This window comes from Geobacillus sp. CX412 (assembly GCF_027942335.1).
In the GTDB taxonomy this organism is placed as follows: Bacteria; Bacillota; Bacilli; order Bacillales; family Anoxybacillaceae; genus Parageobacillus_B; species Parageobacillus_B toebii.
Window position 1 is genome coordinate 272,602 of the sequence record NZ_CP103461.1, and the last position, 23,176, is coordinate 295,777.

Annotated in this window: 18 protein-coding genes and 2 pseudogenes; 15 read left to right on the forward strand and 5 right to left on the reverse strand. The window is 39.8% G+C overall.

What is annotated here, in order from left to right; all coding sequences use genetic code 11:
• Window positions 1-88: 88 nt before the first annotated feature.
• Both NXM86_RS01325 and NXM86_RS01330 read left to right on the forward strand, forming a co-directional pair.
• Entirely contained in the window at window positions 89-1,090 is a 1,002-nt protein-coding gene (locus NXM86_RS01325; protein WP_498958489.1) for a C40 family peptidase, read from the forward strand.
• Between the two features lie 249 nt (window positions 1,091-1,339).
• Window positions 1,340-3,223, forward strand: a complete 1,884-nt coding sequence (locus NXM86_RS01330; RefSeq protein ID WP_498958490.1) for an S-layer homology domain-containing protein — start codon at window positions 1,340-1,342, stop codon at window positions 3,221-3,223.
• 34 nt (window positions 3,224-3,257) lie between these two features.
• On the opposite strand, the gene murJ is transcribed toward NXM86_RS01330, so the two are convergent.
• From murJ to csaB, 3 genes are all read right to left on the reverse strand, one after another.
• On the reverse strand, window positions 3,258-4,781 hold the full coding sequence (gene murJ, locus NXM86_RS01335; protein ID WP_498958491.1) for a murein biosynthesis integral membrane protein MurJ: 1,524 nt from the start codon (window positions 4,779-4,781) through the stop codon (window positions 3,258-3,260).
• A 66-nt stretch (window positions 4,782-4,847) separates the two neighbouring features.
• Complete coding sequence (locus tag NXM86_RS01340) at window positions 4,848-6,020, reverse strand: glycosyltransferase family 4 protein (protein WP_498958493.1); 1,173 nt, start codon at window positions 6,018-6,020, stop codon at window positions 4,848-4,850.
• A 23-nt stretch (window positions 6,021-6,043) separates the two neighbouring features.
• Complete coding sequence (gene csaB, locus NXM86_RS01345; protein ID WP_015865157.1) at window positions 6,044-7,156, reverse strand: polysaccharide pyruvyl transferase CsaB; 1,113 nt, start codon at window positions 7,154-7,156, stop codon at window positions 6,044-6,046.
• 227 nt (window positions 7,157-7,383) lie between these two features.
• On the opposite strand from csaB, the gene NXM86_RS01350 reads away from it, so the two are divergent.
• The 8 genes and pseudogenes from NXM86_RS01350 to NXM86_RS01385 all read left to right on the forward strand — a co-directional run bounded on the left by NXM86_RS01350 (window position 7,384) and on the right by NXM86_RS01385 (window position 16,865).
• Window positions 7,384-8,658 (forward strand): nucleotide sugar dehydrogenase, encoded by a 1,275-nt coding sequence (locus NXM86_RS01350; RefSeq protein WP_081188929.1) that lies wholly within the window; start codon window positions 7,384-7,386, stop codon window positions 8,656-8,658.
• Window positions 8,659-8,682: 24 nt separating this feature from the next.
• A complete protein-coding gene (locus NXM86_RS01355) occupies window positions 8,683-9,408 on the forward strand; it encodes a WecB/TagA/CpsF family glycosyltransferase (protein ID WP_015865155.1) in 726 nt (241 codons plus the stop codon).
• 73 nt (window positions 9,409-9,481) lie between these two features.
• A pseudogene (locus NXM86_RS01360) lies at window positions 9,482-10,590 on the forward strand (glycosyltransferase family 4 protein).
• Between the two features lie 29 nt (window positions 10,591-10,619).
• A complete protein-coding gene (locus NXM86_RS01365) occupies window positions 10,620-11,210 on the forward strand; it encodes a hypothetical protein (protein ID WP_498958495.1) in 591 nt (196 codons plus the stop codon).
• The gene (locus tag NXM86_RS01370) at window positions 11,210-12,022 is read left to right on the forward strand and encodes an O-antigen ligase family protein (protein WP_498958496.1); all 813 of its coding nucleotides are present in this window, start codon (window positions 11,210-11,212) and stop codon (window positions 12,020-12,022) included. The genes NXM86_RS01365 and NXM86_RS01370 overlap by 1 nt, the downstream gene beginning before the upstream one ends.
• A 392-nt stretch (window positions 12,023-12,414) precedes the next feature.
• On the forward strand, window positions 12,415-13,311 hold the full coding sequence (locus NXM86_RS01375; RefSeq protein WP_498958497.1) for an S-layer homology domain-containing protein: 897 nt from the start codon (window positions 12,415-12,417) through the stop codon (window positions 13,309-13,311).
• Complete coding sequence (locus NXM86_RS01380; protein ID WP_498958498.1) at window positions 13,289-15,301, forward strand: Ig-like domain-containing protein; 2,013 nt, start codon at window positions 13,289-13,291, stop codon at window positions 15,299-15,301. Before NXM86_RS01375 ends, NXM86_RS01380 begins: the two co-directional genes overlap by 23 nt.
• 1,282 nt (window positions 15,302-16,583) lie before the next feature.
• Entirely contained in the window at window positions 16,584-16,865 is a 282-nt protein-coding gene (locus NXM86_RS01385; protein ID WP_498958500.1) for a hypothetical protein, read from the forward strand.
• A gap of 290 nt (window positions 16,866-17,155) precedes the next feature.
• Here NXM86_RS01385 and NXM86_RS01390 read toward each other — a convergent pair.
• Both NXM86_RS01390 and NXM86_RS01395 read right to left on the reverse strand, forming a co-directional pair.
• Window positions 17,156-17,622: pseudogene (locus tag NXM86_RS01390) on the reverse strand (ISL3 family transposase); the annotation flags it as partial.
• Window positions 17,601-17,753 (reverse strand): hypothetical protein, encoded by a 153-nt coding sequence (locus tag NXM86_RS01395; protein ID WP_223812232.1) that lies wholly within the window; start codon window positions 17,751-17,753, stop codon window positions 17,601-17,603. The gene NXM86_RS01395 and the pseudogene NXM86_RS01390, both read right to left, overlap by 22 nt.
• Window positions 17,754-18,605: 852 nt before the next feature.
• Between NXM86_RS01395 and NXM86_RS01400 the strand changes: the two genes are divergently transcribed.
• From NXM86_RS01400 to NXM86_RS01420, 5 genes are all read left to right on the forward strand, one after another.
• Window positions 18,606-19,400 carry an ImmA/IrrE family metallo-endopeptidase gene (locus NXM86_RS01400; RefSeq protein ID WP_498958980.1) on the forward strand — a complete coding sequence of 265 codons (795 nt, stop codon included), beginning with the start codon at window positions 18,606-18,608 and terminating at the stop codon, window positions 19,398-19,400.
• Window positions 19,397-20,293, forward strand: coding sequence for a hypothetical protein (locus tag NXM86_RS01405; protein ID WP_498958501.1), 897 nt, complete (start codon window positions 19,397-19,399; stop codon window positions 20,291-20,293). The genes NXM86_RS01400 and NXM86_RS01405 overlap by 4 nt, the downstream gene beginning before the upstream one ends.
• Window positions 20,294-20,744: 451 nt before the next feature.
• Window positions 20,745-20,915 (forward strand): helix-turn-helix transcriptional regulator, encoded by a 171-nt coding sequence (locus tag NXM86_RS01410; protein WP_244319630.1) that lies wholly within the window; start codon window positions 20,745-20,747, stop codon window positions 20,913-20,915.
• 348 nt (window positions 20,916-21,263) lie between these two features.
• Complete coding sequence (locus NXM86_RS01415; protein ID WP_015865114.1) at window positions 21,264-22,469, forward strand: AAA family ATPase; 1,206 nt, start codon at window positions 21,264-21,266, stop codon at window positions 22,467-22,469.
• Window positions 22,470-22,490: 21 nt separating this feature from the next.
• On the forward strand, window positions 22,491-22,673 hold the full coding sequence (locus NXM86_RS01420; RefSeq protein ID WP_498958504.1) for a hypothetical protein: 183 nt from the start codon (window positions 22,491-22,493) through the stop codon (window positions 22,671-22,673).
• Window positions 22,674-23,176: the final 503 nt, after the last annotated feature.

Consider the following 23,176-nt stretch of genomic DNA (forward strand, 5'->3'; position numbering starts at 1 on the left):
ATACTTGTAAAATAACGATTCGCTAAAATTTGCTAAAATTATCTTGTAATTGTCAAAGTTTGAGAGAAATCGTCGGGATGTGCGGGTGATGATGGTGAAAAAAGCGTTTTCTTTTTTGCTGATTTTTACCTTCCTCATTAGCGGCCTTCCAAGAGCTTATGCGGAAAACCGCGATGAAGTCGTAAAAATCGCAAAAGAACAGCTTGGCGCTCCTTATCGATTCGGCGGTGTTACTCCAAGCGGATTTGATTGTTCCGGGTTTGTTCAATATGTATTTGATAAAGTCGGAATTGCGTTGCCGAGAACAACAAGTGAACAATATCAAACCGGAGTGGCCGTCAACAAGAAAGATTTGCTGCCTGGTGATTTAGTATTTTTTAAGGACACATATAAATCCGGAATTTCTCATTCAGGCATATACATAGGAAATGACGAATTCATTAGTGCAACGACGAGCCGAGGCGTTGCCGTTGCATCCATGAGCAACCCGTATTGGGAACCAAAGTTTGCTGGCGGTAAACGCATCATTGAAGAGACACTTCCACCTGGGCAATTTTATGATGTCAATGCGGATCATCCGGCATATAAAGCGATCAGTGAGCTAAGCAAAGCAGGAATTATTAATGGATTTGAAGGCTCTTATTTCAAGCCGGATCTTCCCGTTACAAGAGGACAAGCAGCTGCGATATTAAATCGCTATTTAAAACTGCCTGCCTCTTCAACAACACCGTTCTCAGATGTGTCGTTAGGGATGTCATTCGCAAAAGATATTGCTGCCATGAAAGAAGCTGGCATTATTACTGGATATAACGATGGTACGTTCCGCCCTTATGAAAATATTACAAGAGCGCAAATGGCTGTCATTATCGACCGTGCGTTTCAACTTAGTAAAAGCCCCGCCATTGCTGGTACTACAGCCAAATATAATGATGTAAATCCAGGCTTTTGGGCATATCCATCGATTATTGCGATCAAAGCGACGGATTGCACGGGGGTATTTAACAGTTCCAGCTTTAACGGCAACACTTACGCAACAAGAATGGATTTTGCATCGGCGGTTTACAGCGCAATTCAGGCATCTCCAAAATAAGCAAACGGCGCGAGTTTAATGGTGGATTCACTTCGTGCCGTTTTTTGTCTATTTGTCATAGCAATCATTCAAAAGGATGAGATGGTGGCTGATTTTGCAGAAAAAATAGGCCGTACAGGAAATATATTAAATTTTGATTCTTACATAGTGTCATATTTGATAGAATGAAATAGAATTATGTAGAATGAATTTCATCTATATACATATTTATCTGAATCTACCAAAACATAGCGGGGAGGAGTAGAAACGTTGAGGTTACTTGTCAGTCTTTTTCTAGTTTTTTGCTTATTTTTTGCCAATATTTCCGTTTCATTCGCAGATGATATTACAGGAATTGCGCTTGAAAAAGAAATGCGCGCGATGGTGAATCAAGGAATCGTGCAAGGATATCCTGATGGCAAATATCGTCCGAACGAATCTGTCACTCGCGGCCAGTTTGCTACGTTTGTCGCCAGAGCATTGCAGCTTCCGAAAGGATCGGGGAACTTTTCCGACGTGTCACCATCTTCCGAACTAGCCGACGGCATTTACAAAGCAAGCGCGGCAGGGATCGTTCAAGGGTATTCGAACGGCACGTTTGGCGTGAATAATAAAATTACAAGAGAAGAAATGGCAATAATGATCGACCGAACGCTAGATTATTTAGGAATAGAGAAAAAGCAGGCATCGCTCGACCATTTTACCGATGTGGATGGGCTCTATTCGGCTTCGAAAATCGCAATCTCTCATAATGTGTATTATGGCATTATTCGCGGAATTCCAAACACGGATGGAACCACGTTCCGATTTGCTCCGAAAGCGTACGCGACAAGAGCGCACGCCGCCGCTTTTCTTTACCGTTTGCTTGAAGTATGGGCGGAGCAAACGCCGGAAATGGCGTATCAAGTCGCTTCCATTCAAAACGGGCAATTAACGCCGCTGCCGAAGCGCTACGCTACGTTTGCACAGGCAGAAGCGGCCGTTACGAATTGGTCTTCGCAAGTGGTGGTGCAAGGCACGAAAATCGTTAAAATGGCTAGCGGCAACGTCATTGCCCAGCCGTCTCCAGGAAAATCCACGACAACGATTTATAATGCCAATTTCAGCGCAACGCTGACGTATGTCGAGCCAAATACGGAAATGAGATACTTAGGAGCGGACGAGGACAAAGTGAAGGTGCAAATCGCCGATACGGTCGGGTATGTGAAACAGTCGGAAGTGATGCTAGTGCCAACGGCGTTGCTGCAAGGCCGGTCGTATTACATTGCGCAAAAAGGGGAGTTGTATCATTACATTTACAATACGACAAGCAACAAATACGTAAGCTATCTGTACGGCAAAGCGCCGTCGTTTATGCAAGATGGGCAAAAGTATTACAGCTGGGACGGTGAAACGTTCTATAACGAAGCCGGCAAGCTCGTCGGCACGGCTTATCAGTACTATAACGTCTTGCCACTCCGTACGAAAACAAATTATACGGCCGAAGAATTGAATCGGTTTGTCGCGGCATACCGCTCTGACAGCCCATTAAAAACATTAGGAGAAGCCTTTAAAAAGGCGGAAGAAAAATATAACGTAAACGCGCTTTATTTGTTGGCGCACGCGATTCATGAAAGCGATTGGGGAACTAGCGAAATTGCGAAAGAGAAGAAAAACTTATTCGGTATTCGAGCGGTTGATAGCGATCCACTCAACAGTGCGGTGAAGTTTAACACCTTCGAAGATTGCATCAACTATATGGCACAGACGATGATATCGAACAGATATGCCAATCCAAAGGACTGGCGGTATAATGGTGCGGTTCTTGGCGACAAAACGATCGGCTTTAACGTCCGTTATGCGTCTGACCCATATTGGGGACAAAAAATCGCTGGAATTATGTATCGGGCTGACAAATTTTTAGGCTGGAAAGACTGGGGCAAATCTACGATTATGGGAACAACAGTAGACAGCGTGAACGTCCGATTGCAGCCAGCGGCAGTTCCGCCTGTATTCTATGAATACCGTCTTGCCAATACTCCTGTCGTTAAAATCGGGGAAACAGCGAAACAGCCGGACGGCTATGTATGGTATCAAATTCTCCCTGATTTACCGACAGAGGGGAAAGCTTATATCCGCGGCGATTTATTAAAACCGCTGTCAATCGCAAAATAAACGAGGCAAGCAATATGGCTTGCCTCGTTTTTTGTTATACCGCCTTCTGTTTTGTTTTGACCATGCGAAGAAGCCGATAAAAACCGTCGCGATAAAAGAAGTAGGTGCCAACCATATAAAAGACGACTCCGATTGGCACAAGAACGGCAAGTTGAAAAAGAGAGTACCAATGCCCGACGGGTGTCCAACATTTTACTGCATATAATGGAACGGCCATGATGGCGGTCGGCGGAATGACGCGGGCGATCAATGAAAATAGTTTTTTCGCCTCTCCTCGCTCAAACCCTTTGTATACGGATACAGTGCACGCCGTTAAATAATAGAAGGAAACAAGCGAGCTCGATAAAGCGAGTCCGGGATAGCCGAGCCACTTCACAAATAAATAGTTTAATAATGTGTTTAAAGCAATCGTCGTAACGCTAATCCGCAGTACAATCGCCGTTTTCCCTTGCGCATACATCGATTTGGAAACGATATATTGCAACCCTTGCGTAATAATAAGAGGCAAATAAAACAGCAGTGCGATGTACGTATTATGGGTGTCTTCCGCTGTAAATCTGCCGCGTTCGTAGACAAAGGAAATAGCGGCGTCACCTACAAACAACAAGCCGACCGCAATAGGCATGAGCGTCATGAGAGACAATTCCATCCCCGTAAAGAACGTTTGCTGGAACTTGCGCTGATCGTCCACCTGTTCGGACAACAACGTGAATATAATGGCGGCGATGGTTGTGCCGTAAATGGTATGGGGAATGCTGACTAACAGTGATGCGTTGTTTAAATAGGTCACCGCTCCTTCTATCGTCCCGGAAGCGAACATTTTATCGATAAACATGTTCATTTGTCCGACGAGCGAATTTAATAACGACGGTACAAGCAAGGCGAGAAATGTTTGGCGAAATTCTTTGTCCACTGCAAACGTCGGTGACCAGCGATAGCCGCTTTTTTGCAAGTAGAAAAACATCAGCACGATGCCTAATATAATGCCAAACACAAACCCGTAAGCAAGGCTGTATATTCCCCACACATCCGAGAAAAGCAGGGCAAACACCGCTCCCATTAATGTTGCGAGCAGTTTCGAGATTTGCGATGGTACGAAAATGCGCCGTCCTTGCAAATACGAGTCAAGAATTCCGTTTAATGCGATAGCGCTCATAAATAGGAAAAAGATTTTGGTAATCTTAACAGCGACTGTTTCTGTCATCGGCGTCATATTGCCAAAAATAATTGGAACGAACGAAGGAGCGAAGAAATAACCAATGACCGTAACGATAAGAAAAATTGCCACTGTTGCATTCATAATGCCGTTGGCGTTTTTTTCTGCTGCTCCAGGATCCTTTTTTTTCTTCTGTATATATAATGGAAGAAACACGTTATTAAATCCGCCGGAAATCACCGCCAGCACGAGCGTAATAAACGAAAATGCCAATAAGTATCCGTCTGTGTATTCATTTGCTCCAAACTGCTTGGCAATAATGCTTTCGCGAAGAAACCCTGATAATTTGACGAGCAGCGCAAGCAATGTAATCCAAATCGCCGTTCGTTTTAATGATGACATCTGTCTCACTTCCTTTTAAAAAATCGAAAAAAGGCTGTCTCTAAGGGCTACGAGACAGCCGCATTTTTATTGCTGCAACGCTGCTGCATAGATTTCTTCATACTTTTTCGCTGCAGCCAAGTGAGAATATTCTTCTTCAATTTTTCGTCTTGCTTCTTTCGCGAACTTTTGTCCCATTTCCGGATGATCAAGCAAGTAAATGATTGCTTGGGCAAGCTGATCGACGTTTTTCTCTTCGACAAGGAGACCGTCTTGTTCGTGGCGGACAATCTCTTTTAGACCGCCGACGGCGGAAGCGATGAGCGGGGAGCCAGATCCCATCGCTTCGAGAGCGGAAATGGATGTCGCTTCCTCTACGCCCGCTGAATGAACGCTTGGCACAAGGACGATATCCGATAGCGCATAATACTCTTTAATCGCTTCGTGCGGAATCGCTCCTAGCAATTTTGTTTTCTCTTCTAATCCTTTTTCATGGATCAGTGATTTTAATTCTTGGAATGCTTCCCCCATGCCGGCATAGACGAGCATCGTATTCGGATATTTTTCGAGCACTTGTGGAAGCGCGAGTACAGGATAAATGACGCCGTTTTTCTTTGTCAGGCGCCTTGGAACGAAAATAATATTCGTATCTTCGGCAAAGCCATGTTTGCGGCGGTAAGCGAGCCGATTTTCTTTATCTGGCTTAAAACTATTAATGTCAATAAAGTTGCGAATCGCTGTCGCCTCTACGCCTGCTTTCTCCCAAACATAATTTTTAATGCGCTGGTCGACCGTAACAATTTTCCTCGTTTTTGTATAGGCTTCAACTTCCTTTTGTAATAAATAATGGGCTTGCCGGCTTCCTTCCAAAACAGAGCCGCGGCTAATTGCTTCGTATGTCATATATCCATGCACGGTCGTGACGGTCGGAATCCCCGTTTCTACCGCCGCAAGCGTTGCGAATACTTCTTGAGCGTTAATGATGTCGTATCCTTTCGATTTATGCTGTTCGATCAAGCGATAAAGCATTTTTTGCCGGACGTGGTGGCTCCAAATAATTCCACTGCCTTTCGATAGTTTGTTCAAAATAAAGCTTGGCCCTTTCGCAAGTAGATTTTGGCTTACAGGACTAATATCGCTGAATGAGAGAACGTCGACTTCATGTCCCCTTGCTTCCAACCCTGCCTTTAATGTTGTAACATGTGTCGATAATCCTCCAGCGTGAGGATAATCGAAAACGGTAGCTAATAATATTTTCATCCTTCACCTTCTCCTTAAGGGAATTAATGTGCGAGAAATTTTTCCTTTAACAACCGGATGTTTTCCATCGCGTCCTTGCGCATTGATTCGGCATTTTTCTGCACCATTTCGCTTAATTCATCGCGATGGCTGAGTACGTATTTGGTGTTTGCAATCAATCGTTCCACATCGATTTCTCCTAAGCGGAAAGAATATTCCCACATCCCCGAACGTTTCAATAAACTTTCTACTTTTTTATCATAGCTGATGCCGATGTGCGGAACCCCAGTAAGTGCGGAGAAAATGAGTGAATGCAGTCGCATGCCGATTGTCATACGGCAGCGGCTAATAAAGTGCAAATATTGGTTTGGCGTAAAGTCCGGACCAAGAAGATGACATGCGTCTTTCCGCTTCATTTTTTCTATTACTTGTTTGGAGGCTCTCACGTCATGATGACCTTCCATCGGCACGAAGACAGGGGTAATATTTTCTTCCTCTATTAAGCGATCGAGCGCTTCCGCTAACTGTGAATAATATTCCTCATGGTGAAACCATGGCCGAACAGAAACAGCAACGAGCTTTTCGTCTCCTTTTAACGGAAGGCTATGGAAGCAGGCATCATCCACTTTATGTTTAAACGCAAAGACAATATCCGCTGTGACGACTGTCTCTGGTTTGGTGACTCCGAGTTTATGCAGCAATTCTTTCGAATATTGGTCACGTACGGTAATAAAGTCAGCCATATTTGCGAAAACTTTCATTAATATTTTTCCCCATGTCGTATTTACAGGGCCGATGCCTTGCGAGAAAAACATTACTTTAGTCCCACAAAGCTTTGCAAGAAAGACAATTAATAAATAATAAGGAAGAGGTCCGAATAGAAATCTCGTCGGATATGTATCTTGCAGCAATCCTCCTCCGCCGCTAATGAGCAAATCCGCTTCTCGTAACGCTTTTATTTTTTTTCTATTATCATGCCGCCATCCGCGGTAAACACTTTTCACGTTATGCGTTTTTGCCGTTTTTTCTGGAGAAAGAGAAAATACGGTAATTTCTGGATGGTCCAATTCTGCGCGAAGATTGTCGATAATTGCTTCCAGAATTGCTTCATCTCCAGTGTTTCCAAGACCGTAAAAACCTGAGATAACGATTTTCAAAGAAATGTTTCCTCCCTCTATCAAATATCATTTTTTCTTACATACACATGAATTTTGCCACAAAAATCAACCTTAATTGTAGCATTTGCCTCTTCTAGATTCAATGATGCAAAATATGTCGAAGTTTGATATACTATATCGTGATTGACAAAAATGGCTTGCAGTGGGCATAATGAAGCGTGGCAAGTACATTTGCCAATTTTCAAACCAAAGAGAGGTTTTTTGCGATGAAGAAAATATGTGTAATTGGACTAGGATATATTGGACTGCCGACATCGGCGATTTTTGCGAATGCTGGTTTTGAAGTCGTCGGTGTGGATGTAAACGAAAAAGTCGTACAAGCGTTGAACACAGGAGAGATACATATCGAAGAAAACGGGCTGCCTGAACTTTTCAAAAAAGTTGTGCAAGAAGGCAAGTTCAGAGCTTCACTTGTTCCAGAAAAAGCAGATGTGTTTATTATCGCCGTTCCAACACCGATTCACGAAGACTATACAGCAAATATCGATTATGTCATTGACGCGACGAAATCGATTCTTCCTTATTTAGAAAAAGGAAATGCTGTTATTGTCGAATCAACGATTCCGCCTCGCACGATGGATGATGTCGTCGCGCCGATTATTCGCGAACATGGGTTAGATCCAGAAAAAGATATTTATTTAGCTCATTGCCCTGAACGTGTATTACCAGGTCGTATTTTAATTGAATTAATTGAAAATACAAGAATTGTCGGTGGTGTCACGAAAGAAGCAGCGAAAAAAGCGGCTGACGTATACCGCGCAGTCGTCAAAGGGGAAGTGATCGAAACAGAAGCCGTCACCGCCGAAATGTCGAAGTTAATGGAAAACACGTTTAGAGATGTCAATATCGCACTTGCCAATGAACTTGTCAAAATTTCGCAACGGATTGGCGTGGATGCGCATAAAGTCATTGAGCTGGCGAACAAACATCCACGTGTCAACATTCATTTGCCGGGGCCTGGCGTTGGTGGTCACTGTTTGGCTGTTGACCCTTATTTTATTGTGGAAAAAGCGAAAGAAGAATCACCGTTAATCCAAACGGCTCGGCACATCAATAATTCCATGCCGTATTTTGTCGTGGAACAAATTCAGCGTATGACTGCAGAACTTGTGTCGCCAAAAGTGGCGATTTTCGGGTTGACGTATAAAGGAAACACGGATGACGTTCGGGAAAGCCCGGCTATTAAAATATACGAATTATTAAAGCAGCACAGCCGTTTCGAAGTGCGTGCGTACGATCCGCATGTCAAACAAGAGCAAGTATCTTTCCCGCTTTCTACATTGGAAGAAGCGGTTGACGGCGCGCACTTAGTTGTCATTCTCGCTGACCATAACGAATTTAAAGACATGAAAGCGGAAGATTTTGCAACGATGAAAACAAAAGTAATTTTCGATACGAAAAACTGCTTGCATCTTGACGATGAAAGCATAACGGTATATAAAATCGGAAATTTACACTCTGTCAAAGCAATCCAAGAATAACAGCAAAAGAGAGTATGATTAGTGATGGGGAAAGAAAAATATTTAGACGTGTATGTTTCCACGCTAAATTACGATGAAATTCTTGCCGATATTGAAAAAAGAATGGCGGCAGGAGAAAAATCAACGATTGTTGCCGTTAACCCAGAAAAGCTCATTGCCGCTAATAAAGACGAAAACGTCAAACAGCTCATTAACTCGGCAACGTATCAAATCCCTGACGGCATTGGGGTGGTGCTTGCATCAAAGCTAAAAGGCGGGCGCATCACCTCACGCGTTACAGGAATTGATATGATGGAGCGGTTAATTGAGCTTTCCGCGAAGAAAGGCTATCGCGTGTTTTTATATGGCGCGAAAGAGGAAGTCGTTAAAAAAGCGAAGGAAAATCTCGAAGCAAAATATCCCGGATTGCAAATCGTCGGTTATTCCAACGGCTACGTCAACGATTACGATTCGCTTGTCCAAAAAATTAATGAGTCGAATGCCGATATTTTATTTGTGGCTCTCGGAAGCCCGCGGCAAGAGCTGTGGATCAAAACATACATGAACGACTTGAACGTAAAAGTGATGCAAGGCGTCGGCGGAAGCTTTGACGTGTTCGCCGGCCATGTCAAACGGGCGCCAAAACTGTTTCGCAATCTTGGATTAGAATGGTTTTACCGTCTTGTGACAGACCCGAAACGGTTCAAACGGCAGCTTGCATTGCCAAAGTTTTTATGGAAAGTATTATGGGAAAAACCATCGGCGGAATGACCGGCTTGAGCCAATGAAATCGTCGGAAAAGCCAAGGAAGTCTAGTTCATTCCAACAGCAAGGGGAGATTCGTTTGAAAGTATTGCATGTCATTAGCGGCGGGGAGACGGGAGGATCGCGCAAACACGTCGTCACGCTTTTATCTAAATTCCCGAAGGAGACAGCAACGCTCGTGGTGTTTCAAGAAGGGCCGCTCGCGAAAGAAGCGCGGGAACATCATATTGATGTCCGCCTTCTTCCGCAATCGTCCCGCTATGATTTATCGGTATTGCGCAAACTCGTCGAATTAATCCAAAACGGGCGTTACGACTTGCTGCATACACACGGCCCGAGAGCTAATTTATATGGTGCGCTGATTAAGCGGAAAATCGGGATTCCGTGGATGACGACGATTCATAGCGATCCGCGTCTTGATTTTATGAAATCGGGATTAAAAGGGTTCCTTTTTACCCGCTTAAATTTATGGGCGCTAAAAAAAATCGATTATTTCTTTGCCGTGTCAGAGCGGTTTAAAGACAATCTCGCCGCTTTCGGAATTCCTAAAGAGCGGATCAAGACGATTTACAACGGCATCGACTTCAACGAAACATCTCCCAGCCATTTTCTGCAACGAACAGATGTTGGTGTGAACGCCGACGATTTTGTCATCGCCATGGTCGCAAGATTGCATCCTATTAAAGGTCATGCGCTCGTATTTGAAGCGCTCCAATCGCTTCCGTATCGTGACATTAAGCTTTTAGTCGTCGGGATGGTCCACTTGAGCAGGAGTTAAAAGAAAAGGCGTTGGAGCTGCAAATTGAAGATCGAGTGAAGTTTCTTGGCTTTCGTCGCGATATCGCCGCGATTTACTCCCTCTCCGACGTCGCGCTCATGGCTTCATACAGCGAAAGCTTTCCGTTAGCCCTGCTCGAAGCTGCCAACGAACGTATTCCCGTCATTTCCACCGATGTTGGCGGAGTTAGACAGCTCATTGCCTCTAAGGAGATGGGATGGATCGTTCCTGTCGGCGACAGTGCGGCGCTGACTGAGGCAATCAAAGAAGCGCGTGAAAAAAAGCAGCAATTAAAGCAAATGGGGCAGACGTTATACGAATACGCCTCTTCCCATTTTTCATTAGATCGCTTGTACGAAGAAACAATCGCTACTTACCAACATGTGCTGGAGAAATATCATCAAAAGTAAAATGAAGTGAACAAAAAGGAGTTTAAGCGATGCGTTTCCAACAACCGTTTACTTATTATGCTGTGATTTTGTCTCTGTTTCTCGTTCCGCTTGTTTCTTATAAAACGTATATCGGCCCTTTGCCGTTGTCAGCGGAAGTCGTGGCGATTCCGCTGCTAACGATTGCCGCTATCATCGATTATGTGCAGAAAAGAATCACGTTGAATGATTTCAACATCAAGCTGATTGCAGCGGCGTTTCTGTTATTTTTCATCATTGCGGTTATTTCTTTAACGCAAGCGGTCAGCCTCGCTCCAGCCGTCATGGAGCTTGCGCGCTATCTTTCGTACGTTGTCTTGTTTCTCATTGTCGTGAAAGTTCGTTTTACACGCAAACAATATATCGACTTTGCCAAAGTGTTTGGACTATCGGTCTTGATCATCGGCGTTTACGGAATTGTGCAATATATTTTCGGCATTTCCCTCAACACAGCAGGGCTGTACGCGCTAAAGGAAGCGAAAGGCCGCGTGGACTCGACGCTTGTGAATCCGAACTACTATGCTTCGTTTCTTAATTTTGTCATTCCGACTTTAGTGTTATTAGCGGTTGTATATTTCAAGATAAAAAAGCGCAGCTATTGATGTTCGCGCTGTATGGCATTTACGTGATTAACTTGGTGCTCACCTATACGCGTGCGGCTTGGGTGGCGATGATCGGCGGTTTCGTATTGATGGTCTTGCTCATTCCGAAAGATTTCATTAAAAATGCCGTTCGTCCGCATATACTTCTTTCTTTTGTTGTCTTGCTTACGGTTGTCTACTTCATGCCGGATGTTCAGTCCCGTACGTATTCGGCGCTGTATGCAATGGAGAAGATTCTCATTCGTAACCTTCCAGGTCATATCGCCGATGCCGATCATTCACAAGGAGAAGACGGAGGATTTTTTACACAAGAGCCGGAGGAAGAGGAGAAAGTCGAAGATAACGCGACGACGAGCCGCGCTGTTGTCTCCCGTGTCACGCTTTGGAAAACGGGATGGGTGATGATGAAGGAAAACCCGATCCTTGGTGTCGGTATCGGAAATTATCTTGTGAGATACAAAGACTATGTCACGAAATATCCAGAACTGTATATCGGGCATGACCAGTATTCCGTGCACAACTCGTATTTAAAGGTTGGATCGGAAACAGGATTTATTGGGCTAGCCGCATTCTTGATCATCTATATCATCTATTACGTGTACTTGCTCCGCCTTTATTTTTCCGCAGCCAACCGGTTGAGCAAAGTCATTATCATTGGCTTGATTGCGGGGAGCGCTACATTCATGGCGCAAAACTTATCTAACAATCTCATTTTCATCCCACAGCTGAATACGATCTTTTGGCTTGTGTCTGGACTGGCGATCGCCTTTGTGTATCAAAATAGTGAAAAAACAGCAAGCATGCAGGAATAACCTGTATGCTTTTTTTGTAAAGTAATTTACAATTTTTTTATTTATTTGTATAATATCAATCATGGAAAATTAAAGTTTGTTACCCAAATAAAACATTTGTTGCATAAAAAACGTATGTGATGAGAATCTTGTAAAAAATAGTTGAAAAATCTTATGGTTTTGATAGAATAGTACTTGAGTTTGGGAGTTTGTATAGTTACGAGTCATTTTATGGAATCTTTCCTATGAAGCCGTCATACATACTTATCTGGGATGGGTGTCTTTTTTTACTATGAAATGACTCAGAAGTGTTTTTGTAGCTCCTAATCTCGGTAATTGATCGATGGTATTTGTGATACCCTCGATTCATTATAAAAATATAAAAAATACACAAAACGGGGAGGAAATTATTCATGGCTTATCAACCTAAGTCCTATCGCAAGTTTGTTGCGACAACTGCAACAGCTGCCATGGTAGCATCTGCGGTAGCTCCTGTAGTATCTGCAGCAAGCTTCACAGATGTTGCGCCGCAATATAAAGATGCGATCGATTTCTTAGTATCAACTGGTGCAACAAAAGGTAAAACAGAAACAAAATTCGGCGTTTACGATGAAATCACTCGTCTAGATGCGGCAGTTATTCTTGCAAGAGTATTAAAACTAGACGTTGACAACGCAAAAGACGCAGGCTTCACAGATGTGCCAAAAGACCGTGCAAAATACGTTAACGCGCTTGTAGAAGCTGGCGTATTAAACGGTAAAGCACCTGGCAAATTTGGTGCATACGACAAATTAACTCGCGTTGAAATGGCAAAAATCATCGCGAACGCTTACAACTTAAAAGCTGACGATGTAAAACTTCCATTCACTGATGTAAACGATACATGGGCACCATACGTAAAAGCGCTTTATAAATACGAAGTAACAAAAGGTAAAACAGAAACAAGCTTCGGTGCATACCAAAACATCACTCGCGGTGACTTTGCGCAATTCGTATATAGAGCGGCAAATGTTAATGTAGCACCACAAGTAGTTTCGGTAAGTGCGATTAACGTTAATAAAATTAAAGTTACATTTAACAAACCAATTGACACTACAAAAGCTAAATTTGAAGTTAAGCGCGGTACAGTTACTGAAGATGTAAAAGTAACTTGGAATGAAGCTAAAACTGAAGCAGTTCTTGAGAAAACTGCAGGAAACTTCATTGAAGCAGAATATACTGTAACAGTTTCTGGCATTGAAGGATTACAAAATGCTTCTCAAACTGTAAAAGTTGAAGCAGAAAAAGTTGTATCTATTAATTGCAAATGAAAAACTTCAAAAATCTTCTACAGCGCCATTAAATATTAAATTTATTAACCAATATGGCGAGGAAGCTACAGTATCTCCAGCTAATGTTACTATTACTGCGTATAACCAAACAGCAGGGAATGCTGTAAGCCGCGTAGCTGGTCAGTATCAATTAGATGCTTCTAATGAAAAAGTTGGAGATAAAGTTTTAGTAACAGTTGTATATAACGGTTTAACTGCAACAAAAACTTTAGAAGTAGTTCCACAAGCTACAGTTGGCTCAGTAACTCTTGGTCAAGCAGTACTTCCAGAAGGAAAAACAATGTTTACTCCGTCTGGTACTACGAATGTAGAATTAACTTATACTGCTACTAATACTTTAGGAGAAGAGTATAAGTTAACTGCAGCTGATTTAGAATCTGGTGCTGTACAATTCTTCTCATCTGATTCTAGTATTTTAGATACAGCAGATATTTCAATCGATGCTAATAATAAAATTAAGATTGCTAAATTCAAAAAAGCTGGTACAGTTACATTAACGGTATTAACTCCAGCAACTGGTCAGACTTCTAAAGTAACAATTACTGTTAATGAAGATGCTGGCGCTCCATATGCTGTGACATTAGGCAAAACAAACGTACAATTTGCAGCTGGCTCTACAAACCCTATTTATGTTGATTTAACTGTTACAGATAAATATGGTAACAAAATTGAGCCAAAAAATTTAAAAACAAGCGATTATACATTCTCATTTGACAACAATACTGTGGTTGATTCAGTAACAATTGAAACTGCTGCTGGTGATAACCAAGGTAAATTAAAAATTACTCCAAAAGCAGGAGCTACTAAAGGGAATAGTGCTACAGTAACAATTACTGTAAACTCAACAGGTCAAAAAGCATCTTTAACTGTAACTGCTAGCGATGCTGCAGTACCAACTGTAATTGATACTAAGAAAGACACTACAGTTACAACAAATATGTTAACTGGTGCTACACAAACTCTAGAGTTTGATGTTAAAGACCAGTATGGTACAACATATAGTACAGGTGTAAGTGGATATACTGTTGAATATTCAACAAGTGACTCTAACGTGTTACAAATTGTTTCAACAGAGACAGGTGACGCTATTAATGATGCATCAGTAGATATTAAAGCAGTAAAAGCAGGTACTGCAACAATTAAAGCTACATTGAAGAAAGATGGAGTGGCAATTGCTGAAAAATCTTACACAATCACAATTGCTCAAAACGATTCTACAAAAGTAACATATTCAGTCGCTGACATTCCAGTTCTATATAAAGCCGCAGATGTAGATAATAATAATGATGATGATGTAACTACTGATGAAATGGATGCGGCTAAAGATGCTGGATATGCAAAAGAAGTAAAAGTAATTGCTAAAGATGCAAATGGTGCCGAATATGTAGTACCAACATCTGCAATTATCTCAGTTTCTTCTAATAATCCAGAAGTAATTGTAGCAAAAGCTTCTGACGGAAAATATTATGTAGCTACTGATGAAGTAGCAGCAACAGACAAAGATGTTACAGCTACATTGTCTATTACAATCAATGCTGACGATACTGTAAAAACATTGACTAAAGATGTAACTATCTCTAAAGATGCACCAAAAGCTGTTTCTATTGCATTTAAAGACGATACTACATCCAATAAAAATGCAAAAGACGTTACAGAAATCACTATTACTGATAAAACTGAATATGCAAACTTAGGTGGAGCAAAAATTTATACATGGTTAACAGACCAATTTGGTGGTACAAAAGCAGTTGACGAAGCTGATGTGAAATTTACAATTGTTGCTGTTGATGGTATTTCAAAAGTTGCAGATGATACTGTAGATGTTGACCCAGTTAGAGGTGTGATTACTATCACTGATACTCAAAACGATACTGCTGTTACAAAAGACGGTGCTAAATTCCGTTTAGTAGCAATTAAAGATGGAGTATCTGACTATATTACAGTAACTGTAACTAATAAAGACGAATAAACTAGGTGTTTATCACTCTCTGAAGTATTACGACAAGCTCCGCGGAGAGAAATCTCTGCGGGGCTTTTCTTTTTCCTGCTTTTTTAAAAAGAAAAAAGGCAAAGCGACAATGGCTTTACCCTGAAATGAATGATATCTAGTCATCTGAGACTTTAATCAAAACCTCTTCTCTTTTCCGTTTTATTTCGTTTCCAAAGATACGAACCAATGAATAGTAAGCACTTTTGGCCTGTTCGTTTTTAACCGCTCTTTCCAAGTATTTCATTATCTTTTCGCCGCTATCTTCGTTTTCTTGTGGGGATAATAGATCCATCTCCTTCTGATATCGAAGCAAGACGCCATGGATGAACTTGATCCTTTCTCTTTCTTTTTCTGCATCGATTAGTTCATATATATCCTTTGACTGATGAATATCCTCAAGCAGTCTCTCAAATTCTTTCGATTCCTCATCGTTTAAATAAATGTATGGTAGTTGGTAGTGTTTATTTTCAGATAAGATGCGATCAAATTCTTCTGATGAAATATTCGTTATATCTAGAATTTCATCCCGGCTTAGACCGTGTTCGATTAATTTTCTAACGGTTGCCGCTAGAGGTATCGTGTGTTCTTCTTTTTCTTTTATTAACTGATTTAATTGTTCGATTAAATGCTCTTGTTTTTTTATAAGGTTATGGAAGTCTTCGATGCATTGCTTGGTTTAGGCATTAATTCTTGGCAAAACATCCATTTGAATACACCTCTATACTTAATTTTATTAATGCTGCCGGATCGATTGGTTGGTTTTAGCATGTTTTTGCCACATCTATAATTATTTAATCATCTCATCCGGCAAATTGATAGTAGTGATCATCGCGCGAAGTGATTTGCCAAGTCTAATTCTTAATCATTTTCATTTTTAAATAATTGTATTAGATACATGCTCTAACTAAAATGAAAAGTTTTGTATCTATATTTGTAGTGAGAGTATTCTAAACAGAATATGACTACGACAACAAGGAATCCGCTGATGATGCTAAAGATCTTGCTTGATTTTTTTCTATTTATAGGATGTTCAGTGGAAGGATTTTCTAGACGTTATAGTGAATAATTGAAAAAGAGGGGGAAAACGGGTCAGGGAAGGGGGACAGAAAGCATTCTCTGTATCGAGTAAAAGAGATAGCGGAATTGTTGTCCGAATTTAGTGTCGAAACAGAAAAAGTCGATGGTTTCTTAGAAGTAGCAAACACTATGTGATGGGAACAGCAGAAAGCGGTGAAACGAATAAATCATGAGGTGATCTCACATGATCGATGGAGTGGAGTTAGAACGTATTTTTATTGAAATAAAGAAAACTTTGTATCAATTCATGGAAGTTAAGGCCTCCTTTCATTCCTTCCCTTTCACATACACTTCTCTTATTCTCTTAAAAAGACCTCTTTTATCGAAAGGAGAATGGTTTTTTAACTCGTTTGCCATTTGGAACGAGAAAACCAAGAGGTTAGAAGAAATTAAAGGTCTTTACTCTGATCCACTGTTAGACGAAATCAAGCTACTAATTCTTAAAAGCATAGAAGAACAAAAGTAAATACATAAGAGATAGCCTTTTTATCGAAAAAATTTGGTTAAAATGGCGGAGGATGAGGAGTACAATATTTAAAAGATTGCTATTTTGTACTCATTATTTGTGGGTCTTCACCATTTTCTGTGATTTCTACTCAATCCTAGAAACATGTTAGCTGGATGAAATAGGTTCATCAGTCAGGATCCTTCTTCCGCATACAGACCACGAAGTTGGTAGAATGGAAACAGTCAAGTGCTTTCCTTGACGGGTTCCATTCTACCAACTATCATACCGATAGCGGAAGAAGGGAGTGCTTAGGCAGCCTGACTACCTGTAGTGTTCCCTGTACACTCCAGAAATACACGCAAACGAAACCATTCTAGATTTCGATAGCCATATGCCCGGCGTTTGATGTTTTTGATCTTGTGATTCGTCCCCTCAATTCGGGCATTCGTATATGGGCACACTTCCACCTTTCAAGCGTGTTGGCTGCTTCCTGAAAAGAAGCAAAAGGGCTCTGTTTGGCTAACTTAATCCATTCTTCCAAGCGTTCCTTTGCTTCGTTATATCCATCGGTTCGGTAAAAATCCCGAAACAACTCTTTCAGATAATAAGCAATGGAAAGTACCGGATACTCCTCCAAGATATCGTCTAATCGAAGCCGTTGGTCCTTACGAAGCTTTTCACAGCCTTTTAAGAGAAGATATCGAGCCTTTTTCAATGGAGAAAATTCCTTTCTCGCTTGCTCCAAGGCTTGTGTCACTTTTTGAACCACATGGTACAAGTGGCAAACCCACAATGAGGGCAACGTTCCTGTGTCTCTGTTTTCTCTACATGAATCGCATAACCATAGGAAAGAAGTTCTTGTTTAATCACTTTAAATTCTGGCAATCCTAGTGGTATAGAAAGCACTTACGAGACCTCCCTAATGTTTATTTCACCGCTAACATTATTGCCAGGATCTCGTCAGTGCTTTCTCTTTTTTGTCACTAAATCACAAAATTTGATGATGAACCATTATTTTTATGAAAAGGTTGCTGGTGAAGCTTGTGATACAAAAATTTGAAAAAAGGAATATAAAGAAGAAGTTATTTTAGTTTTAGAATACTCGAAAAGCTAATGAAGATAACGATTTTTTATTTTTGTGCAATTAGGAAGAACCCCCCTGACCTCTTAGCTAAAAAGTTATAAGGGAAGGAGGCAACATATAGCAATACATTCCTCTTTTTAAGGAAAAAATAAGTTTGATCAAGAACTTTTTAATAATTTTTTGCATAAAATAATCATATATTCCGTTTTTTGAGGAAAATATATAGAAAATCAATACATTCTTATTTATAATTTATTGTAGATACGGAGGTGAAGCGTATGGTAAATACAAACAAAATTGTGGGTCAGAATGTCAAAAAATATATAGAAAGTAAAGGTATTAAACATTCATGGGTGATGGAACGCACTGGTATTAAGAAGACAGCTTATTATAATTTCTTAAAAGGCGAAGGAAATGTGGAGGAGTATGTTGCAAAGATCAATAAGCTATTCCGCATTAAAGATCCGTTCTTTTTTTACAAGGCAGATATGGAATTCAAAGAAAAAACGTTTGACCGTAGCCGATCTGATTCATTTATGAATTATGTGGCACTTTCGTTTCACGGTACAGTGGACGAAGAATTAAAAAAGGGTATGCATCTTTTTAGCGAATTTGTTGAACTGATCGATGTTTTAAAATCAGTCACAATTCGGAAAATCCAAGGGGGCAGTCCATTGATTACAAAAGATAATCTTGAAATGATTCTAGAGCATAACAAAACACATTTGCCGAAAATTAAAAAGGCAATGGACCGTATTTACTCCCTCGGAGATCCTCTTGCTCATGTAAAGCCGCTTGATTTTATAAAAACTTATCTTTACGAGCATGCAAATGTATTGCAGTTTCCGATTCAAAATGCTGACTATGGTGGGCTTGTGTATTACTATAACGGTGATTATTATGTCCATATTAATACCGCACAGCCGAGAATATATGAAAATTTCATGTGGGCGCACGAGTTTTATCATTTCTTTTTTGACAGAGAGAAATTGAAGAACCCTGACCAAAATTTTATCATGATTGATCATATTTATGATGAAAAAGAGCGGCTTCCTAATCTCTTCGCTTCTGAATTTTTAATTAATGACTTTGTGTTAGAAAGAAGCTTTCAATTTTTAGAAACTGCTCATACGAAACAATCTCTCCCAGAAAAAATTATGCGATTAATCAGTATCTTCCAGATCCCGTATAAAGCGTTAGTTGTGAAACTTGCTCAAAACGAATTGATCACGATTGATGAAGCGAAAAGCGCATTGGACTATGATTATAGAAATCGTATTCCTCATGATATAGACAAATCATTTTTCGAGCCTAGTTATACGATAAATATCAGCGGGTTTGATGAATTATATGAAAAAGCGAAAGGATTGATGTATGAGGAGGATCTTCAATCGATTAAAAAATCTTATGATAAGCTATATGAACAAGTGTTGGCGTCAGTGCGTGATCAAAGGGGGACTAAAGGATGAAGGTCCTCGATTCTCCTGTTTTAGAATCGGTTCGTCCGTTTATTTCAGATAATACGGAGCAATTGTACCAGTCACTAAACGAACACCAAACATTTTATATGTTAGATAATATGATTTTAACGAAATTAAGAAAACAAATATCAAATTTGCCGCTTTTGCTGCAGGCGTTTCATCAGTCCCCGGTTTTTCTTATTCCTGATGCAGTGTTAGAAGAGTCTTTTAGGAATATACCCACAAAGGAACGGTATAATGATTATTACTTTGAGCTTTTCAAACAATTATCGGCGAAGAAACAGCTATACATTATATCGATGGAAACCATTTATCAATTATTAGAAAAAGGAATGACGAAAAAGCAATACATATTTGATGCGATGAAACAACTAGCTTTGGAAGCTTTCAGAGTAAATAGAGATATTATTAATAATCTGGAACGATGTGAATTATCCTCTTTTTCGGATCTTCCGAAATTGAGACAAATCATTTTACATAACGGAAATAATGCAGGAGAGCGCTTTATTTGTTTTTTCTCATTATTGCTTGTTCATCAGTACTACGGTCCTGCCTATATATGTAGTGATGACGGCAAAGGTGTATATACGATGTATAATACTTTTGTAAATAACGAAAGTTTATTTCGAATATTAGGTGTCGATGATTTTTTGATGTTTAAAGAGCAATACATCCTGCTGTCTTATGACTGTATTCTACAATTATCCATTAAGAATACGGAATTAAGCTCAGAAGAAATCTATGCTTTTGTGCAGAGTAGCGGTCGAAACGAGTCAAGGAAGGTCATTTATTCGTTAGATGGACAGTCATTCCATACAGAAATTAAAAATGCAAATTTCGCCAAATGGGTAGAAGAGAGGAAAATAGAGATTTTCTTTTAATTCTGTTGTCAATCATGAAATCTTTAAAATGAATTTTAGAGTCGGATTCATTTTATCATTGGCTTTAACACAGGTAAATGAGGTTTCTTCATTAAGAAATAAACGACATCATAACTAAAGATAAAGATGTTCAAGTGACCATTCGGGAGGACAAGCGGATAAGTTTGCAACTGTAATACTGGTTCAAAATTCAAAAGTCATACTGCTTCATTATTTCGACAAGCAGTGCAGTATAACGGAGCGATAAGACGAGAGGATATTGAGCCTGCCGAATCAGCATATGAAAGTTATTGCGCTTTTGATCCTTGCCTTTATTAATCAACTGGGAGGAAAAAAGAATGAGTGATTTTTTTAGAAATATGCAGCTATTCGAGGTGAGCTGCATGTTCAAAAACTTCAATTAGAAGGAACGATAGCTGCACAGATCAAAACAAGACGGAAGCAGCTGAATATGTCTCAACAGGAACTTGCAGATCGTATTGGAGTTCCAAAATCCACAATTGGAAGGATTGAAGCAGGGCTTACGAGTCCTAGAGTAGGGACACTTTTTAAAATTTCGCAGGCACTGAATACTCCTTTTATCATTGACGGTACGAGCAGACAGGGTCAGACAGGATCATAACCATAACTGCATGTTCAAGTTTAGTGCATCATTCATACGCTTATATTATCGAAGCTATTCCTTGGAGAGAACATTCTCCAAGGAATTTGTTTTTGGAGGAAGGGATCAATGTATGTAAAATTTCGTATCTGTCAATCGTTGATCTCTCCTTATGTGCTTTGACGTTTAGATAAATATGAAAAGTATAAGATAAAAAGGCTGTGAAAAGTATAAAAAGGTCTATAAAGGTCATTTTTTATATTATTAGGTTTAAAATTAGTGATGATTAGGTTAAAATATTAGTATTAAGATATATAATATATATTAGATATATAAGATATATAAAGGTGTGAAAAGGAGGGATATGGTTTGAGAAAGCTTCGTTCTAATGAAGTGTTCAAACCGGGATCATTTCCGAAATACACATACGTTTCTAGAAAGTCTTCGGGTTTCGGTTTTACGTATGAAACACGTTTGAAGCAAGCTCTTAATACACCGGGATATTTAACGTCCATTATTGGTCCATCTAAAACAGGGAAGACTGTCTTATGTGAGAAAGTGATCGAACCGCAAAATATGGTTTCTTTAACAGGTAGTGATTTTAAAAATGCAAAAGACTTTTGGGAAGTTGTTGCAAATAAAGTCGGTTTGCCTCTTGAAGGAGAATACTCAGAAACGACTGTGCTAAAAGGCACTGATAATAATCCAGAAGATAAATCAATTTCTACTCGAGAAAAGTATGGATCAAACAAGGATAAAGTGATTGAATTTTTTAAAGAAAATAACCTTGTGTTAGTTCTAGATGATTTCCATTATGCTCCTGAAGAGGTGCAGTTAGATATCGCTTATCAATTAAAAGATGCCATTAGAAGAGAATTTAAAGCTGTGGTTATATCACTACCTCATAGAGCGGATGACGCCATTAGGAAAAATCCAGATTTGAGCGGCAGATTAAATTTAATTAATATCGAACCATGGCAAGAAGATGAGTTAAAGGAAATTGCGATTACTGGTTTTGAGCAGCTTGGCATCAAAATAAGTGATGAATTGGCTTCAAAAATGGCTTTAGAAAGCCTTACATCTCCACAGTTAATGCAGTCAATTTGTTTGAATTTGTCGCTTATTTTAAATATTGATGAAGATGAAAGTATAAAGGAAATAAATGACGAAAAAAAATTGGAAGAAAGTTATCGGTTCACTACTATTAACTTACCGTATCAAGAAGTGGTTAAAAAGTTAATGGCCGGTCCATCCACAAGGGGACAAGAAAGAAAAAAATATCAATTAAAAAATGGAGAAAAAGCGGATATTTATCATATTTTATTAAAAGCAATTGCTCAAAATCCACCTGTTGTTAGCCTGTCAGTGGACGAAATGAAAGAGAGAATCGATCAGCTGCTAGTAATTAATTCAAAGGAAAAAATCGAGAAGAACAAGATTAGAGATTCTCTTCAAAAATTGCATGATATCATGTTTTCTAGTGAGCCTATTTACCAAGTCTTTGAATGGAAAGATAATCAAATATTCATTCTAGATCCCCTGTTCCTGTTCTTTTTAAGATGGGGTATTTATTGATCGTGAAGGGGGATTGTGTATATGTCGATGATTCAAAAAGAGCTGGATATAGTTATAAAAGAAATAAATGAAAGAATAGATGATCTCGAAAAACTTATAAGCCTCTATGAGCAAAAGCAAGATGTTTATAACTCCTTTGATTCTTGGAGGAGCAATGTAAAAAGAACGTTGAGTGAAAATTTTTCTGAACCATCGATAACTTGAAACAATTATTATTCGAGAAATCACTTTCTGATTTCTAAAATGCAAAGAGTTTTGCTAAGGTGAATGGCATGAATGCTCACAGATGTTTATTGCAAAATAAAAGTGGCTCTGACGCAATCTTGGTGATCGGAAGAGGTTCATTGAGAAAATGGATGTGCAAATAAGTATTTTTATTTGTATTCCCAATTACCTCGATTTTCCACGAAAAGAACGTAAGAGCCATTTTCTTTTTTTCAGAAAGGAATAAGTATATGGTGTAGTTTGTGAAATCAAATACCCGGCCGGTGGAATCATGCTGATTATGTCCAGTAGAGGGCGAAAATATAGCTAAAAATAGTGGTTTTAAGAATAAAAATGGAAGATTCTAAACTTACTTGACGGTTACACTACTCAAACTATTCCTCAGCTATAGATGCTTTAGATTCTCCTTGAAGGTCCTACCTTTTTTGTTATGGCAAAGCTTTATACATCATTTCGCAGTTCAACGTTTGTAACTATACTTG

Excerpts from the sequence above, each read along its gene's own strand:
- NXM86_RS01325 (WP_498958489.1), top strand. The coding sequence starts at position 89 with ATGATGGTGAAAAAAGCGTTTTCTTTTTTGCTGATTTTTACCTTCCTC.
- murJ (WP_498958491.1), bottom strand. The coding sequence starts at position 4,781 with ATGTCATCATTAAAACGAACGGCGATTTGGATTACATTGCTTGCGCTG.
- NXM86_RS01340 (WP_498958493.1), bottom strand. The coding sequence starts at position 6,020 with ATGAAAATATTATTAGCTACCGTTTTCGATTATCCTCACGCTGGAGGA.
- NXM86_RS01350 (WP_081188929.1), top strand. The coding sequence starts at position 7,384 with ATGAAGAAAATATGTGTAATTGGACTAGGATATATTGGACTGCCGACA.
- NXM86_RS01355 (WP_015865155.1), top strand. The coding sequence starts at position 8,683 with ATGGGGAAAGAAAAATATTTAGACGTGTATGTTTCCACGCTAAATTAC.
- NXM86_RS01365 (WP_498958495.1), top strand. The coding sequence starts at position 10,620 with ATGCGTTTCCAACAACCGTTTACTTATTATGCTGTGATTTTGTCTCTG.
- NXM86_RS01370 (WP_498958496.1), top strand. The coding sequence starts at position 11,210 with ATGTTCGCGCTGTATGGCATTTACGTGATTAACTTGGTGCTCACCTAT.
- NXM86_RS01375 (WP_498958497.1), top strand. The coding sequence starts at position 12,415 with ATGGCTTATCAACCTAAGTCCTATCGCAAGTTTGTTGCGACAACTGCA.
- NXM86_RS01385 (WP_498958500.1), top strand. The coding sequence starts at position 16,584 with ATGATCGATGGAGTGGAGTTAGAACGTATTTTTATTGAAATAAAGAAA.
- NXM86_RS01405 (WP_498958501.1), top strand. The coding sequence starts at position 19,397 with ATGAAGGTCCTCGATTCTCCTGTTTTAGAATCGGTTCGTCCGTTTATT.
- NXM86_RS01410 (WP_244319630.1), top strand. The coding sequence starts at position 20,745 with ATGTCTCAACAGGAACTTGCAGATCGTATTGGAGTTCCAAAATCCACA.
- NXM86_RS01420 (WP_498958504.1), top strand. The coding sequence starts at position 22,491 with ATGTCGATGATTCAAAAAGAGCTGGATATAGTTATAAAAGAAATAAAT.